This window comes from Chloroflexota bacterium (assembly GCA_016219275.1).
Lineage (GTDB): Bacteria > Chloroflexota > Anaerolineae > UBA4142 > UBA4142 > JACRBM01.
Window position 1 is genome coordinate 45,244 of sequence record JACRBM010000002.1, and the last position, 17,554, is coordinate 62,797.

Here is a 17,554-nt window from a genome sequence, read left to right on the forward strand (position 1 = left end):
CGTTGTTTGTTTTACTTCTTGATCAAACTCTTGAGGAATTCTACCCCTGCTTTGATTGCACCGGGTGGAATTTTGCTTGCAATGTCTTTTAGTCTTGTGAATTCGTCTTTGGTGATCGGTCCCATAAATTCCCAGCCCTGAATTGAATCAAAGTCCTTTGTAGTCCGCAATCCGGTTACTACATTCTCCATCAACCAAGTCACGATTCCTGCCGATGCCACGCGCCAATTTTCACCCAGCCACGCTACTGAGTTTGGTGCCGGTTCTGATTCAACGATACCAAGTTCGCGCAAGTGACGCAATTCAGGTCCGAACCGTTCCAGTTTGCCAAGTTTGCCAATGTCAAATGAGCGACCATCCGCGTAGCCGCGATATTCAGCAAGTGCGAGAAGAAACAACGCACGTTTTTCTTCATCGGTGAGGTGTCGCCAGAAGTCGGCAAAGTGTGCTGCGGCGCGTTGGTGAAAGAGCGCGGTCGTGTTGGCATAACGTGCGTCGCCCACGTCGCCGTTCGCAATCACGTCGTAGAGCGATGCGCCCGCGACCTGGATGAGAAACGGCTGTCGTCCTGCAAGCGAAAAGAGCCAATCGAAATCGGTAGACGAAAAACGAATTTTGGCATCGCCGCGTGCGAGTGTCGCTTCGAGCAGTTGTTGCGCGTCCTCGCGTGCAAATGGAAGCAGGCGAACTTCGATGCTGTTGTTGAAGAATGGCGAACCGAACGGGTTGAGTTCGTGGCTCTTGCGATTCATCTGCGCGACTGACATGCGGCTTGCGGTGATGATCGCCAAGCCATCGGTACGTGTAGCGAAGGAACGCAACGCGCCAAAAAATTCTGCCTTGTTAAAGTTAGGATGATTGAGAAGCGTATCGAACTCGTCAATCAGCAAAACGACACGCCGTTCTTGTTTCGCCAGTAGTTTGAACATCGCTTCGAGCGTGAACGATCCGAAATCGTTTTGTGCGACGATCTCGCACTGCTGTTTCAACTCGTCGCCGTCGGTAATCTCGCCGACGCGCGTTAGCACAAATTGCCAAAAATCGTTCGGCGTGAAATTCGTGGATAGCATTTCGCAATCAATTTCGGTGCATAGTTGTTGCTCCGAAACTTTGCCAAACCACTCACGCCGCACACTTTCCTCGCAGAGATAACGCAGGAGTGACGATTTGCCGATGTGCGGCTCGCCGACAATCGCGCTACTTTCGCCGTTCGCGAGGCGCGAGAACAGCGTTCGAATTTCGGTGCGCCGACCGATGTGTTGATTCGATGGAACCGGTTTGCCGTAGAGGAAGGGATTCAATTGATTATTAAACATCTTTGCCTCAGCAACAGGATCAACAAGGACCATTGTGTGGGTAATTGTGTCTGGTAATTTCAGATTCGCTTACAGGAACTTGCGAGATTCTGAACCCCATTGAATAATCCATAGAAATGCAACACTGTTTATCAAGCTGAATCCAATATAGAACCCAATAGATTGACCAAATACAAGATAAGTCACCAAGCCCATAATTCCTGCTACTGCCATGCTGGCTGATGCAAAAAAGAAAACTATGAGAAGTAAAATTAGGTTAATAACAAACCAATTGTTTCCATCGTCTAGGAGAGCGCAGTTGCGGGAAGATAGATCGTTTTCGACCAAGAGTATGCCGGACGAAACGCCAAGGATGCCAAAGAATGCTATACTATTAGAGACTTCAATTGAGGCGAGGTACCAAGAAGAAATGAATCTATCTGCAACGGATGAGAGAACGCCACCTGCCAAAGAATAGAAGGCGATATGGAGCATGATAACAATTCCAATTCGCGATAAAGTGCGAGGACGTACCCGCCGACGCCTCTCTGCTTCATGTTTCTGTGCCAGTTCTTCTAGCTTCAGTTGTTCTTCTCTCTTTCTGTGCTCGATAACCGCGTTTTGTCTTCTTTCAAATTCCTCTTTCTCTTTCGATTGTTCTCGTGGATCAGACACACCTCTTTCGGACAAGATTGCTTTGGTAAGCATTTGGGCGGCATCTTTGTAGTCAGGACGAACGTAGATAACATTGGCAAAAGCCCGTTGTGCATCAGATTCCTTGCCTTGTTGCATTGCGCCTAACCCTTCGGAATATTGTCGTGCAATCTCCTGTTCCTGCTTTGATCTTTCCAATCCGTCTTGCCAACGTTCCTCTTTGGGATCCGCTTCAACAAGCCGCTGATACACGGTAATAGCCGCTTCCCATTCTTCGCCTTGTGTTAGTTTTTCTGCCAATGCGACTTGTTGCTCAAGTTCGCGTTTCCGCAAAAGTATATCTACCTGAGCAACTCTTTCTATTGCTTTTGCCTCTGTAAAGGCAGTGCGTGCAGTTTCTAGATCAGCGTCAGCAAGTGCAATTTCACCACGCTGTATCCACATCGCAATGCGACGTTCCATTGCCTCTCTGCTGTTTGGAGAAATAGTTAGGATACGGTCATAATCCCTCACCGCGTTTTCGAAAAGTTCCCTTGTGGTTGCTCTTTGCAATAGTGCTCGCTCAAGTGCAACACGACTCCCAGCATCATCAATCTTGTACGCTTCTTCCAATTCCCGCACCGCGTCATCAAACTTGCCTTGCGCGCGATAAATATCGCCAAGCAACAATCGCGCCTTCAAATGATTTGGGTTGACATTGAGCGCGCTTTGCAATTGTATAATCGCACTTTCCAAATCACTGCGCCGGTAAAATCCGGTTGCGCCTTGGTAAAGTGTTTCCGCAAGCGGCACAACGCGATCCAACTCATCTTTTACCTTGGGCAATGGCTTTCGCTCAACGACCCACCGTCGCAACAACTCGACAAAGAACTTGGAGCCACCATCGATCTGTTTGAGCATCTCCCGCTCGACGAGCGTTTTCGGCGCGAGTTCCAATTCGCGGATCAGAATGCGAATGCCTTGCGTTTGCAAAATCGAGGTCAACCGGTCATCGGTGATAACGGTTTGCTCGTCCGTGCCGGACGCAATCACGGAAAAGATGACGCGTTCAGCGGGCGGCAAGCCATCCCAAATCCATTCGAAAATATTCTCGCCGGCTTCCAACACCTTTGGCACAATCTCGTCCACATCAGCGGGCGTGATTTCAACGCGTAGCGGTTCGTTCGCGTACGCGCGCTCGAACAAAAGTTGGCAAATCAATTGTGTAAAGTACGGATGCCGCGCGGTCAAGTCTAACACACGTGTTACCGCGGCGTTGGTGAAATACAACAGGTGATCGCGCTCAGCGGTGCGAACAAGTGCACGCGCAGCTTCATTGTCCAAAACGGAAACGCGATAAAACCGCGATGCTTTGAATGCCGACTTGAACTCGATGCTCAATTCTTCTGCCTTGCGTCCGACAACGAACACAAAAGCCAGTCGCGGTTCATTTGTCATCAAATCACGCAGATATGGAAAGAACGCAAACGCGGCAGAGGTCGGCGCAAGTTTTTCTTCCGCACCAACGTTTAACACATCGAATTCATCGAATAGTAGAACCAAGCGGTTATCGCCGAGCGTGGTGTAGACCGTCGGCAAAAATTTGTCGCGAAAGCCACGCCCTTCGTTGTCAAAATCGGTGCGCGCAAGTTGGGGTAAACGCAATTCTTGTGCGATCGTCGCGGCAAGCTCAAACGAAACTTCCGCGAGCGATTTACGCGCGCGATCCATCAAATCGAAATAAACGGGAACGAAATGGGAGGAAGCCAGGCGCGAACGAAGGTTGAGCAGGATAGACGTCTTGCCAATACGTCGCTGACCAAAGAGGACAACCGAATTTTGGTCAGGTGAGGAAAGCACAGTTTCGACGACGCGGAATACATCCTCGCGTCCGAAGAAACCGCGCGGGTCGCCAAGTGCTTTACCGGCAATGTACGGATTGCGGGGTGGGGTAGGCATTCTTGCTTCAACTCCAATCCGAGTTTGAGAGCGAGCTAACCTAAACCTATTTTACCACGTTTCTTGTGCCAAAACAAAAGACCCTTGAAGAAAAATCTCCAAAGGTCTTGTCACCGTATCGCCGCGCGAATCAATTCCCGATACGCGCGTTCTCCCATCGCCAATTCCTCCACTGCGATCCATTCATCCACGATGTGCGCTTGCTCGATGGAGCCAGGTCCGAGAATGAACGTGGGGATGCCACACGCCGCGCTCGCGGACGCGTTTGTGCCGAATGGCGCGGCGAATGTTTCGCCGGGCAATCCTGCCGCGCGCAACGCGTCGCACAGCTTGCCGACCCAGGTTTCATTCGCGCGCCAGCCCGCGATGAAATCCAACGTGGCAAGCATCGCGCCGGTGTAACACCTCTGCGCGAGCTCGTCGAATTCCCAAGTGATACCCGCGATTCCGGCAACGATGTCGTTCCACTGCGCGCCGATGTGTTCGCGCGATGCTTCGGGGAGCATTCGCTCGACGAAGCGCGCGTGGCACGCGTGCGGCACAAACCCGGCGCCGGGAAGCGGCTCGGATACGATTTCGGTCAACTCGATGATGCTACGTCCGAGTTGGGGATCGCTTGGCAACTCTAACGCGCGCACGCGATTAACGACCTCAAGCATTTTGTAGACCGCGTTGTCACCCAGTTCCGGACGCGACGTATGTGCGCTCTTACCGCGCGCGTGAACGACGATACCCGCGCGTCCTTTTTGCGCGACGCCAAGTTTCAGTTCGGTCGGTTCGCCGACGATGACGAAATCGGCGGGGTGTTGATCGAGAATGTGCGCGAACGCCGCGCCAGTGAGATTTTCTTCGCACACGGATGCGGAGACGATGATTTGTCCGGCGAGTTCAGCGCGTGGGATGCTTGCCGCCGCGCAAATCATCGCAGCGAGTGGTCCCTTGTCGTCGCACGCACCGCGTCCCCAAACTTTTCCGTCGGCGAGTTCACCGCTGAACGGATCGCGCGTCCACTCATCGCGATTCGTCACCGGGACGACATCGAGATGCGCGTCGAGCAAGATCGTTTTGCCGGGACGCGCGCCGCGTCGAATGGCAATCACATTGCCGTACGTGTCGGCGCGAACGTCGTCGAAACCCAGGTCGCGCAGCGCGCGTGCGGCAATGTCCGCCGCGAGTTTCTCATCGCCGGAAAAACTGGGGACGCGGACAAGTTGCTGGCAGAGGGAGAGAACAGAGGGCGCGAGTTTCTTCATTTTCTTCATTTCCTTCATTTCCCTCGCGTGTGATGAAAAGGAAATCAGGGAAATGATGGAAACGAGGGAAAGGGGAAACGGCTAGAGATTTTTCAAACGCGGATCAAGCACATCGCGCAAGCCGTCGCCGAGGAGATTGAAACCGAGGACGGTCAACGAAATCGCCAAGCCGGGGAACACCACGGTGTGCGGCGACGCTTCCATATACTTGCGCCCATCGTTCAGCATCACGCCCCAACTAGCGGCGGGTGGCGGCACACCCAGACCCAGGAAGCTGAGCGACGCCTCGACGACAATCGCGGTGGCAAAGTACGTCGTCGTCACGACGATGAGCGGCGCAAGCGTGTTCGGCAAAATGTGTTTGAACAGAATCCACACCGGATTCACGCCGATGCACTGCGCGGCTTGCACGTACTCTTTCTCGCGTTCGGTAAGCACCGAGCCGCGCACCGTGCGCGCAAAAATCGGAATACGCACGATCGCGATTGCGGTCATCACGGTGACCAGACTAGCGCCGAACGCGGCGATGAGCGCGAGCGCGAGCAGAATCGCGGGGAACGCATAGATCGCGTCCATCAAACCCATAATCACCGTGTCTACACGTTTGCCGATATAGCCCGCCGCCGCGCCGGCGATCAAGCCGACGACCGAACCCAGGAACACGGCGACGAGACCGACCTGCAACGAAATTTGCGCGCCGAACAACACACGCGTGAAAATATCGCGACCCAGGTGATCGGTGCCGAACCAGTGCGCGGCGCTCGGCGCTTGCAAGCGATCGCGAATGTTGAGTTGCAATGGATCGTACGGCGCGACCCAGGGCGCGATGAACGCGATGACGATGACCACCGCGGTGATCATGATGCCGACGAGCGCCAGCCGATTCTTCAGCAAGCGCACCGGCAAATCCCAGATGCCGCGTTCTTTGCGGGGAGTCAGGTTGGTTGAGGTTGCCGTCGTTAAAGTAGACATGCTATTCAAAGGATGAAGGATGAAAAAATCATCCTTCATCCTTTTGCCTTCAGCCTTTACTTGTCGAGCCAGGTTACGTTCAGCCCATCCGATGCATCCATCATCATCAGCGCGGGCGACGTGCCGGGTTGATAACCCTTGACCGTGTTGCGCCATGCTTCCGACCACGGCAAGCCGGCGACATAGATCGTCGCGGCATCGTCTTGGACGAGTTGCACGACTTGCTTGTAGAGCGCTTTGCGTTTTTCGATATCCGTCTCGGCGCGACCCTTGGCGAGCAGGTCTGCCATCTGCGGCGTATCGTAGCCGCCGACGAGCCAGTTGCCGCCGCTCGCTTTTTCGAGATAGCCGTACGGACGATCGGGGTCGAAGATGCCGGTCATCGTGCCGATCAAAATGTCGTAATCGTACGCCGGACCTTTTTTGTTCCACGCCGCCGAATCCACCATGTCAAATTCGACGGTAAAGCCAATCTGTCCCAGCATTGCCTGCAACAGTTCAGTGCGATCTTTTTGACTTGCCATCAGCATCACTTTGATCTTGGTACCCTGGGCAAGCTTGGAAGCGGCGAAATACTCTTTTGCTTTGGCGAGGTCCACCTTCGGCATCGGCACATCGAGATACCACAAATTGTCTTTCATGAACGGCTGGTTGTGAACCTGACCCAGCCCGAAGAAAATCGCGTCGTTGTACAGCGCGCGGTCGAACACGGCTTGGACAGCGAGGCGCGCGTTCTTGTTCGAGAACGGCTCGCGCTTGGTGTTCAACACAAAGCGTTCGCCGGAGTTGATGTAGTACACCTTGGTCGTAAAGTTCGCGTCTTGCTTCTCGACCAATTTTTTGACATCGGCGATGGGCAGTTCTTCGGTCATGTCCACTTCGCCGGTGCGAATCGCGTTGAGACGCACGTTCGGATCGGTGATGACTTTGAGCACAACGCCGTCGAGCAGGGGTTCGCCTTTCTTCCAATAGTCCGGGAATTTCTTGAGCGTGTACGTATCGCCCGGCTTGCTCGTGTCCATCATAAACGGACCGGTGCCAATGATTTTGGAGACAGTGCCATCCGCGTTGTACGAACTCTTGTGAATGATCGCGGCGCGATTCAACAGCGCAAGGTACGAGAGGAACGGACCGCTGCCACTCGTGATCGTAAACTTGACGGTAGACTTGTCCACGACTTCGGTTTTCAAGCCGATGCCATTCAGCGTCGAGCGCAGCGCCGCGCCGGCTTTTTCGTCGAGGATACGATCAAAGATGAATTTCACATCATCGGCGGTGAGTTCCTGCCCATTGTGAAACTTGACGCCCTTGCGCAGCGCGAACGTCCAGGTCTTGCCATCGGCGGACGCGTCCCATTTTTCGGCGAGCACGCCGACGAATTTGCCCGCGCGGTCAGGCGCGACGAGCGGTTGTGCGACCAGAATGTTCAAGCGAATGTCGCCGTACTGAATCGCTTTGAGCGGATCCATCGAAGTCACATCTTCGCGCATCGCGAAGGTCAGCGTGCCGCCCGATTTGGGCGTGCCCGCCGCCGGTTTCGTCGCGACTGGTGCGGTGGTTGCCGCCGGCGCCTTGGTCGGTTCGGCTTTTGGCGCGGCAGTGGGCGCGGTGGTTGCCGCGACCGGCGCCTTGGTCGGTTCAGCGGCTGGCGCTTTCGTCGGCGGCGCAGACGTGGGCGCGGCGGTCGGCGCGGCGCACGCGGCGACGAGCGCCACCACGACCAACAATGCAAAGACCAATGTTCGTTTCATACATCTCCTCCGTATCAAATTTTCTGATTTCCTAGAGTTCCTTCATTTCCCTCCATTCCTTTTTGGCGAGGAAGAAAGGGAAATGAAGGAACTACGGAAATTGAATCAACCCAAGCGAATCCTGGGATCGAGAATCGTATAAATCACATCTACCGTCAGATTGACAAAGACAACCATCACCGCGATGACGAGAATCACGCCTTGCACAACCGGGTAATCGCGCCCGAAAATACTATCCACGACGAGCAAGCCAATGCCGGGCCACGCGAAAATCGTTTCGACGACGACCGCGCCGCCGAAGAGAAAACCGAGTTGCAAGCCGACCATCGTTACGGTTGGAATGAGCGCGTTGCGGAGCGCGTGACCGATCAACACGGCTTTTTCCGCGAGACCTTTGCCGCGCGCGGTACGCACGTAATCCTTGCCCAGCTCTTCGAGCATCGTCGAACGTGTGAGGCGGCTCGTTGTCCCGGCGAGCGACCAACCCAGGGTGATGGCGGGCAGGATCAAGTGTTGAAGTGATTTGCCGAAATCGGCGAACGGCGACACGTACCCGATCGAAGGGAGCCAACGGAGATAAACCGCAAAGATGAGCGCGAGCATAATGCCCGCCCAGAAATTCGGCAGCGAGATGCCGAAAATCGCGAACGTCATCGCACCGAAATCTACCCAGGTGTTGCGGCGCACCGCGGCGATCACGCCGAGCGGCAAGGCGATGACGAGCGAAAAGAGCAGCGCGGCGAACGAGAGGTACAAGGTTGCGGGCAAACGCTGACCGATCAATTCCGTCACCGCCATCTGCGCTTTGTACGAGCGACCCAGGTCGCCGGTGATCGCGCGCCCGATCCACTTGACGTACTGCACGACGATGGACTCGTCAAGCCCCAGTTGCGCCCGCAGAGCCGCGCGGCGAATTTCGTCCATTCCTTCACTGCCGTACATCACGTCAATCGGATCGCCGGGCACGAGGCGAATCAATGCAAAGGCAATGATGGACATGAGCAGGAGAATCGGCAACAGGGAGAGCGCGCGGCGAGCAAGATAAGCAAACATGGTGTTTCAAAAACGGGCACAAATCAGTCAACACAGCGAACATCGGTACCGGTTAGCAATTGCATCGTAGCACCTCTGAGTCAAATTGCGGTCAAAAACAAGTCGCAGGTCAGCGCGTTGTTGATCCCAAAATCTGAGGAAATTTTTCTATTGGACTTGCAAGTTCGGACGAAACTTGCCCAAGCGATTTGTACGCGCGGTCTGTTCGAAGAAACCGCGCGGGTCGCCTAGTGCTTTACCGGCAATGTACGGATTGCGGGGTGGGGTAGGCATGGATTATCCCTCCGCGAACTCACCGAGGTTTTTCTGGTTGTTTCGTGCCGCGGTAATTCGCTTCGATAATTCGATCGCGCGGATGAGTGTGGCATTATTCTCTGCGATAATCTGCTCGATCTCCTCCGTGTGATCGTAATAGTAACTGAGCGCGTCGTAAACTTCGGCGAGTGTAAGCGGAGGATGCCCCTCGACAAGTTCTTGCGGCGTCGTGCCAAGCCGCGTCTGCTCGACTATCGTTCGCACGGTGACGTACCCATTACGCGTGATTGGCTCGCCGCCTTGATAACCTTCCATCTTCACAATGTACGGATGCGCCGTTTGAACGACCTGGTATTGCGTCACCGTCTCCCGGAGTTGCTTGAGTTCCTGTTTGATGTTGGCAATCTCGGAATAAAGTTGCTCGTTCGTGATTTCGCTCGTACGTTCTCCTTTCGGTACGACCACATTTTACCACGTTTCCCGCGCCAAAACAAAAGACCTGGGAGATTTTTCTCTCAGGTCTTTTCGGGTGTTCCTCTCCGCGCGCGCTCACACCGCGCTTTGCAACACCTCGGCTAACTCGGTCAGGCGGCGCACGCGCGGCACAACGCGATAGTCGGGATACCAATTATCGCGATCGAGCAGGATCGCGTCCCAGCCCGCGCCGCGCGCGCCGTCCACATCCGTGTGCAAACCATCGCCGACGTAGACCAATTCGCGCGGGTCGCGTTGCGCGAGTTGCGCGGCGTGATCGAAAATTGCGCGCGCCGGCTTTTCGACGCGGACGAGTGCGGAAACGACGATGTGCGCGAAATAACGCTTGAGTCCGAGCGTCTCCAACACCTCCGCGCAGTTCGGCGTAAAGTTGGAGATGACGCCGAGTGTCACGCCGCGCGCCTGGAGCGCGTCGAGCGCAGGACGCGCATCGTCGAACGCGCGATTGAACGCGCCGCGCCGGAACTCGCGATAAAAATGCGCGATAGCGGCATCATCGCGCACGAGCGCGAGCCGCGACCACCCATCGGCGAACAGCGTTTTCCAAAACGTTTCGCCGGCGCGTTCGTCGAGACTAAGCGGCGGCGCTAGACGCGCGCGCGCCGGAATCTCGTCGTCGAGCGCGGCGACCATCGCGCGCACGGCGGCGAAATCGAGCGTGACGCGGCGCGACCGCGCCAGCGCGACATACTCGCGCGCGACGCGGTCGCGGTCCATGCTCATCAACACTCCACCCACATCGAAAAAAATCGCGTGATACTTCATGGCTGAATTTGCTCACTGTGTTGACGTTTTCGTTCTTGATAACGAATAAAGTACGGATAACCGGCAACGGTAATGATCGCAAAGAGAAACCATTGCGTCGCATACGCGATATTCGAACCGTCGCTCAATGCCAATTCCGGCGCGGTGCGAATCGGCAACGCGGGCTGGATGCCGGGGACAGGTTTGGGCGCGGCGCGGTCGGGCGATTGTTGGATGTACACCGGCAAAATCGGGTAGGGCATTTGCGCGCCGATCTGCGTCAGGATGAGCGTGTCCCACAACTTGAACGGCGTAGATGCGTTGGGCGTACTCCCAGCTTGCGTTTGACTTTGCGAAATGCGAATGATGCCGCTGACCTGCACGACACCTGGCTCGTCGAATTTTTTCCAATTGTCCGGCGCGGCTTCGTTCAACGGAACCCAGCCGCGATCAATCAACACCGCTTGCCGCGTGCCGCTGATGACGAGCGGCGTCAACAAGCGAATGCCAATCGCGTTTTCGTTCCACACTTGGTTGCGCCAACCGATTTGATTCGCGTGATCGTACATGCCCGATACCATCACCGCGCGATATTCCAATTTGATCAGGTCGCCACTTTGCAGCTCTGGCGTCAGCGCAACGGGCGGCGCGCTGAGCGAATCGGTGATGCGTTTGTCGGACGCGATGCGCTGTGCGTTGCGATCAATCTGCCAGATTCCCAAACGGATGAATACGCCAAACAAGATGACGACGAACAGCGTGACCCAGCGCCAACCCGGACCGAGCATTGTTCTGAGCATGGACATTATTTTTGTGATCCTCAACAATTTTTGCCCACGAAGGACACGAAAATTTCTTGCATTTCTTTGTGAACTTGGTGTCCTTCGTGGGCAAAGTTTTCGACTCGAATGGCGTCTAATGAATTTCTGCTAAACCTGGGATTGATTGTTCGGACGATCACGGCGAAGAACGATACGCGGATAACCGATCGCGACGATTGCCGCGAACAAGAACCATTGCAGCGCGTACGGCAGATGCGACCCTTCGCTCAAATCCAATTCCACTGGCATGCGTTGCGGAACGGCGCTCGCTATCGGCGCGGTTTGACCTGGGATGTTGACCAGACTCATGGACGTATCCGCGAGAATCGTTGCGCTGCCATTGGGGGTCTGTTGAATGTAGATCGGCAAAAGCGGGTAAGGCAGTTGCTCCGCGATGCGACTAACGTTCGCGAGATTCCACACTTGGTGCGCGCCGGGCGAATCGTTGATGCCGCCAAAATCCGGTTGCGTCTGCGCGCGTCGAATCACACCGCGCACTTGGGCGATCCCAGGTTCAGCGTAGCGACTCCATTTGTCCGGCGCGGCATCGTCGAATGGAATCCAGCCGCGATTGACGAGCACGGCTTGTTGGGTGCCGCTGATGATGAGCGGCGTGAGCAACGTCACGCCGACCTGGTTTTTGTACGCTTGATTTCGCAACGCGACTTGATGCGCCTCATCGTACTTGCCGACGACATGCACCGCGCGGTACTCCACATTCGTCAGATCGGTTTCGAGCGCCGCGCCAGACAATTCGAGCGATGGTGCGGTCACGTGCCCGCTGACGCGCGCGTTGAACGCGCGCCGCTGTTGCAAACGATCGAGTTGCCACACCCCTAGCCCGAGCATCACCGCGACCGCGACGAACGCGAGCAAGGTCGTCCGCACACGCTTGCGGCTGAAAAAAATCCGCAGGATCACGCGCGCTCCGGTTTTTTGCGCGGCGTGAGGGGCACCATCACCAAACTGTACAGCAAGATCAATGCCGCCATCGGCGGACCGGCGAGAAAGATCGCTTGAAAGCGCGTGAACGCGGTCACGCGCGGACGCACATCCACACCCAGGTTACGCGTCGGCTGGAACGAACAGGCGTACGAGTATTCGTTCGCTTCGTTCAGGTTCAGCGTCGCGCTCGCGCCGGGCGGGACGAAGGTCGGTCCCAGTTGGTGGCTCGCCGAGTCTTGATTGATCACAACGAGCACATCGCCGACGACAAAGTTCATCTCTTTGGGGAGCGCTGGCACGGCTTGACCGGCGGCAACGCGTTCCGCCGTGCCGGCGGGAATCACTAATTCGATGCGTTGCGGATCGCGGTCGAGATTGTTCTTGACGACGAGGAACGCGCTTTCACTGAGCACGAACGCAAGCAGGCAACCGAGCGCGAGCGAAAAGAGGATTCGTCCGAAGAGTGAGCGTTTGAAATAATCTATCACGTTCAGTTCCTTGTTTCGGCGAGCAGCTGTTTGATGTCCTGGGTCATGTTGTCGGCGGTCTCGCCGAAAGCAAAAGTCACGCGCAAATTGCCGCGCCCATCAATCGCGTAAAGTTGCGCGCTGTGGTCCATCAAATAACCGAGCGCGCTTTCCGAGGGTTGCTTGGCGCGATACACGCCAAAGGCGCGCCAGACTGGCGCGAGTTCGGTTGCCGTGCCGGTCAATCCGATAAACGACGGATCGAAACTGGGCACATATCCGCGCAAGCGTTCGAGTGTATCGCGCTCTGGATCAATCGTGATGAAAATGAATTGCACGCGGTCGGCGTGTTGTTTCAATTGCGCGCGGACGCGTTTCAGTTCCACGAGCGTCGTCGGACACACGTCGGGACACGTGGTGTAGCCGAAATACACGACGACGACCTTGCCGGTCAAATCGCTCAACCGAAACGGTTTGCCATTGTGCGCGGTCAATGTGAAATCCGCCGCGCGCATGGGCGGTTCGATCACCGAGCCGTGAAAAGCATAGGGCTGGGTCGCCATCCACAACCCTGCCGCCATCATCAGCACGATTGTAAGCCCCAGCCCCAGGACGAGTTTCGTTTTCATTTGTAGGTACGTGACGGGTGACGATGCGTCACCCGTCACACGTTATTTCACTGCAACGGTTCCAATGAGATAGAGTGCGGGATAAAAGAATTGCCACACGACATCCACAAAGTGCCAGTAGTTCGTGCACGCTTCGACCGCCCAGTGTCGCTCTGCGGAATAACGTCCGCGCAGTCCATTGCGGAGAACGACGCCGATGAACAACACGCCGGTCAGAACGTGAAACGCGTGCATCCCGGTCATCATGTAAAACACCGCGCCTTCCGCGCTATCGCTCGGACCGAACGGCGCGATGCGCCACTCGACGCCGACGACGCCGGCGAGAAAGACCAAGCCGAGGAACATCGTCATCCCCGCGCTGATCGCGAACCCGCGACGGTCGCCGTGCACCATGTACGTTTCGGCGCGATTCATAAAGAAACTACTGACCAACAGAATCGCGGTCACACCCAGACCCAGGTATTGGTTGAGTTCCGGACGATGATCGCCGAGCAAGTAAAATCGCGTGACGAGCAAGCCGGCGAACATGAACGAATCGGAGATGATAAAGAGCCACAACCCGAGGCGATTGTTCGCGAGTTTTTTGTGATACGCATCCACGTGCGTCGCTTCGGCGGTCATTAGTGTCCCCCTTCGTCATCCAACGCGAACAAGCGCGGCAGGTGCATATAGTATTCCAAGATCAACGCGATGTCAATTAACGCCAGCAAGATCATCGTAAACACCATCACCGGGTACGCCGTAATCGCAGTGGCGAACCAGAATTCGAGCGCGTTCACGACGACGAGAATGACGCCGATGGTTTCGCCGAGTCGGAGGTCGGCTTTTTTCTTGTCCATGAATCGAATCTCCAAAATGAATTCCCAGGATTATTCAGCCGGCGCACCCGCGCCGCTTGTTTGCATCGCGACGTACGTCGAGTTCGGGAGACCGTAATCGTACGGCTCGCCGACGACCGCGATCGTTTGTCCCACGTAATTGTGATCGGGCGCGGGCGACGGAATTTGCCATTCGAGCGAACGCGATTCCCACACATTGCCGACCGCGACCTCGCCGTGCCGCACACTCCGTACGATGTTGATGATGAACAGCAACACGGATAAACCGACCATGAACCCGGCAATCGAGATCGCGAGGTGCGTCGTGTCGAGTCCGAGCGCGGGATCGTAGGTAAAGATGCGGCGGCGCATGCCGAGCAAGCCGACGCGCATCATGCCGAGCGATTGCAGCCAGAATCCCGGCGTGAGCAACCAAAACTGAATCTTGCCGATCGTGTCGTTCATCTTGCGACCGGTCATCTTGGGGAACCAGTAGTATACCGCCGCGACGAACGGAAAGATGAATCCGCCAAACATCGTCGCGTGAAAGTGCCCGACGATCCAGTACGTGTCGTGCAAGTGCAAGTCGGTCGAGACCGTGCCGTTCGGCGGTCCGCTCAACCCGCCGATCAAGAAGACGGAAATCGCGCCGAGTGTGAACAGCATCGGTACGGTCAGGCGGATCTTGCCTTCCCACAACGTCGCGATCCAGGAAAAGAATTTCACGCCGGTCGGTATCGCGACGAGCAAGGTCGCGTACATAAACGGCACGCGCAGATATTCTTCCATGCCGGAAGTAAACATGTGATGCGCCCACACAAAGTACCCGACAATCGCGATACCGAAGGACGACATCGCCACCCACTTGTAACCGAACAGCGGCTTGCGCGCAAAGACCGGCAACAATTCGCTGATGACGCCCAAGCCAGGGAGCACAAACACGTACACGGCGGGGTGCGAGTAGAACCAGAAAAGATGCTGGAACAGAATCGGGTTGCCGCCTTTGGCGGCGTCGAAAAAGCCCATCCCAAAGAGACGTTGGAAACTGACCATCTGGAACGACAAACCGATCAACTGCGTCGCGGTCGCCGCGATCAACGCGGTGGCGAGCGCCGCCCACACGAAAATCGGCATCTTGAATGCCGTCATCCCGGACGCGCGCATTCGTGCGGTCGTCACGATCACATTGATTCCGCCCAGGATCGAGGATAGCCCGGCGACATAGACGCCGACAAAAAACATTTGCATCCCCAGCGGCGCGCGCACCGAGAGCGGCGGATACGCGACCCAGCCCGTATCGAACCCGCCGACGAACAGCGAACTCGACAAAACGAGCGCGGCGGGCACTGCCAACCAGAACGCGAACGCGTTCAAGCGCGGAAACGCCATGTCCTTCGCGCCGATCATCAACGGCACGAGATAGTTCGACATCGCCGCGCCGCCGAGCAACATGGCGACGATCATCACCATGCCGTGCAAGCCCATCATCGTGTTGTACAAATCGGGCGACAAAAACCGCATACTCGATTCGGCGAGCTGAACACGAAAGATTAGCGCGAGCGATCCGGCGAGCGCCAACAACACAATCGCGGTGACGCCGTACTGAATGCCAATCACTTTGTGATCGAGCGATACGCCGAAAAAGCGCGTCCAACGCGGCATCGTCGGATCGGGTTCGGGATGTTCGGGCGTCTCATCGCCGTTCGCCCACTTGAGCCAATCGGTCACCGCGCCCACGCCGACGACGAAACCGATCGCGCCGACGACCGCGCCGACGACCGCCGCCGGTTCCGCCGCAAAGGGCAAGCCCATCGACAAACGAATTACCACTACGATGCCAATCCCGATGGCGGTGCCGATGATCTGACCGATCAAACCGCGCACGAGACCTAAGCGGAAAAAGAGCGCAAGCCCGCTACGTTGAGTTACTGGGTTGTCCATACACTTGCTCCTTGATAATTCCTAGTGCCGGCTCATCCTTGCGAAGGTTACAAACCTTCGCAAGGATAGGTTGCATTACTTGAGTGATTTTATATATTCGAGAAGGTCGTTGATTTGTTCTGGCTTGATGGTTTGCCCAAAATTCGCCGGCATCACGTTGGGTAGAAATCCTTTGCTTTGTTTGGCGTTCGGATTGAGGATAGACTCTTTCAAGTACGCGTCGTCCGCCGTAGCCGATGTGCCATCGGCAAACTCAACCTTGGAATTGTACAAGCCTTTCCAGGTAGGACCCACGAGCGTTTTGCCGTCAACCGAGTGACACGCCGCGCAGCCGAATTGCGCCGACCAACGCTTGCCACGTTCGACCGGACTCGCCGCCATCGCTTTTTGTTGGTCCGTCACCCACGCTTGAAAATCCGCGTCTGATTGCACGATGGCGGATTGTTCCATCAACGCGTGCGACGTGCCGCAAATCACCGAACAGCGCACCTTGTACTCGCCCAGGCGAATCGGCGTCACGCGCATCTCGCGCATCATCCCCGGCAACACGTCTTGCTTGACGCGAAATTCCGGCACCCAGAAACCGTGAATCACATCCTGGGACTCGACCTGGAACAACACTTGCTTGTTCACCGGCAGATTGAGCGTGGTCGAAGCGATGTCGTACTGCGGGTACTCGAACAGCCACGACCACTGACGCGCGGTCACTTTGACGACCATCGCTTGCGGGTCCACGCGCCGCGTCTCCGCGAGCGATTGCGCGCCGAGGTACGAAAGATAGAGCACGATCGCGAGCGGCATCGCGGTCCAGAAAAGCTCTAGTCCAGTATGCCCTTCGATGTGTTTGGCATCGCTCATATCGCCGGGCTTGCGCTTGAAGACGACGACGCTGTAGAGCATAAACACCATGATGAGCGAAAACAAAAAGGCGATCAGCTTGAAATGCAAATCCAACAATTGATCAATCGAAACGGCTTGCTGACTCGCGCCGACGGGCAACAGCCCGATGTTGTCCAACAACGCGCTCGTTAGAATGGTCGCGACGACGACCAGGATTGCGACGGTAATGATGTGCTTCATATGCCTCTCTCACTGCCACGAGAATTTTGAGAAATAAAAATACCGCCCCTCGCGCGGCGGAAGATTTCGGTACGTAAAAAATTTACAAGAGTGTGAACCGTACACCAAGCGGGAGACGGACAGCGAAATAGTCTGTCCGTGGGTTGAAGCAACAACCTGACCCCAAACGGATGTGTTCATCACTCAATTTCCATCATCAGAAGTGCGGAGCGACTCCATCTAGCCGCGCGGCAACTTTACCGCGCGAAAGCGAGGCGCATTCTATTCTAATTGAATATGCGTGTCAAGCCCCCCTGTGCAATTGGGTGTGCGTCAGATTTTCGGGTAGATGACATTGACGGTATTTTCGGGTAAGATGGGGCATCCGCTCTTTCCGAAAGGACCTGCCCATGCCTACTCTCGATGAACTTGAAGCGCGCTGGCAACCTCTGAGCCAGGCCGCA

General features: G+C 55.9%; 16 protein-coding genes. All 16 read right to left on the reverse strand.

All coding sequences use genetic code 11. The annotated features are described in order from the left end of the window. Positions 1-11: 11 nt before the first annotated feature. Positions 12-1,316 (reverse strand): AAA-like domain-containing protein, encoded by a 1,305-nt coding sequence (locus HY868_00210; GenBank protein ID MBI5300528.1) that lies wholly within the window; start codon positions 1,314-1,316, stop codon positions 12-14. 69 nt (positions 1,317-1,385) lie between these two features. Continuing rightward, complete coding sequence (locus HY868_00215; protein MBI5300529.1) at positions 1,386-3,887, reverse strand: tetratricopeptide repeat protein; 2,502 nt, start codon at positions 3,885-3,887, stop codon at positions 1,386-1,388. A gap of 110 nt (positions 3,888-3,997) precedes the next feature. After that, complete coding sequence (locus tag HY868_00220) at positions 3,998-5,140, reverse strand: M20/M25/M40 family metallo-hydrolase (GenBank protein MBI5300530.1); 1,143 nt, start codon at positions 5,138-5,140, stop codon at positions 3,998-4,000. An 81-nt stretch (positions 5,141-5,221) separates the two neighbouring features. Next, a complete protein-coding gene (locus HY868_00225) occupies positions 5,222-6,112 on the reverse strand; it encodes an ABC transporter permease (GenBank protein MBI5300531.1) in 891 nt (296 codons plus the stop codon). Between the two features lie 56 nt (positions 6,113-6,168). Next, complete coding sequence (locus HY868_00230) at positions 6,169-7,863, reverse strand: hypothetical protein (GenBank protein ID MBI5300532.1); 1,695 nt, start codon at positions 7,861-7,863, stop codon at positions 6,169-6,171. Between the two features lie 105 nt (positions 7,864-7,968). Then, a complete protein-coding gene (locus HY868_00235; protein MBI5300533.1) occupies positions 7,969-8,916 on the reverse strand; it encodes an ABC transporter permease in 948 nt (315 codons plus the stop codon). A 276-nt stretch (positions 8,917-9,192) separates the two neighbouring features. Further along, positions 9,193-9,486 (reverse strand): DUF433 domain-containing protein, encoded by a 294-nt coding sequence (locus HY868_00240; GenBank protein ID MBI5300534.1) that lies wholly within the window; start codon positions 9,484-9,486, stop codon positions 9,193-9,195. 234 nt (positions 9,487-9,720) lie between these two features. Continuing rightward, the gene (locus HY868_00245) at positions 9,721-10,431 is read right to left on the reverse strand and encodes an HAD-IA family hydrolase (GenBank protein MBI5300535.1); all 711 of its coding nucleotides are present in this window, start codon (positions 10,429-10,431) and stop codon (positions 9,721-9,723) included. Continuing rightward, positions 10,428-11,216 carry an SURF1 family protein gene (locus HY868_00250; protein MBI5300536.1) on the reverse strand — a complete coding sequence of 263 codons (789 nt, stop codon included), beginning with the start codon at positions 11,214-11,216 and terminating at the stop codon, positions 10,428-10,430. Before HY868_00250 ends, HY868_00245 begins: the two co-directional genes overlap by 4 nt. A gap of 123 nt (positions 11,217-11,339) precedes the next feature. Beyond that, complete coding sequence (locus HY868_00255) at positions 11,340-12,152, reverse strand: SURF1 family protein (protein ID MBI5300537.1); 813 nt, start codon at positions 12,150-12,152, stop codon at positions 11,340-11,342. Next, positions 12,149-12,664 carry a hypothetical protein gene (locus tag HY868_00260; GenBank protein ID MBI5300538.1) on the reverse strand — a complete coding sequence of 172 codons (516 nt, stop codon included), beginning with the start codon at positions 12,662-12,664 and terminating at the stop codon, positions 12,149-12,151. Before HY868_00260 ends, HY868_00255 begins: the two co-directional genes overlap by 4 nt. A 2-nt stretch (positions 12,665-12,666) precedes the next feature. Continuing rightward, entirely contained in the window at positions 12,667-13,272 is a 606-nt protein-coding gene (locus HY868_00265) for an SCO family protein (GenBank protein MBI5300539.1), read from the reverse strand. 42 nt (positions 13,273-13,314) lie between these two features. Beyond that, positions 13,315-13,893, reverse strand: a complete 579-nt coding sequence (locus HY868_00270; protein MBI5300540.1) for a heme-copper oxidase subunit III — start codon at positions 13,891-13,893, stop codon at positions 13,315-13,317. Further along, a complete protein-coding gene (locus tag HY868_00275; protein ID MBI5300541.1) occupies positions 13,893-14,111 on the reverse strand; it encodes a hypothetical protein in 219 nt (72 codons plus the stop codon). The genes HY868_00270 and HY868_00275 overlap by 1 nt, the downstream gene beginning before the upstream one ends. Positions 14,112-14,141: 30 nt before the next feature. Beyond that, positions 14,142-16,031 (reverse strand): cbb3-type cytochrome c oxidase subunit I, encoded by a 1,890-nt coding sequence (locus tag HY868_00280; protein MBI5300542.1) that lies wholly within the window; start codon positions 16,029-16,031, stop codon positions 14,142-14,144. 75 nt (positions 16,032-16,106) lie between these two features. Beyond that, positions 16,107-17,111: a cytochrome c oxidase subunit II gene (gene coxB / locus HY868_00285; protein ID MBI5300543.1), complete on the reverse strand. Its 1,005-nt coding sequence runs from the start codon at positions 17,109-17,111 to the stop codon at positions 16,107-16,109. Positions 17,112-17,554: the final 443 nt, after the last annotated feature.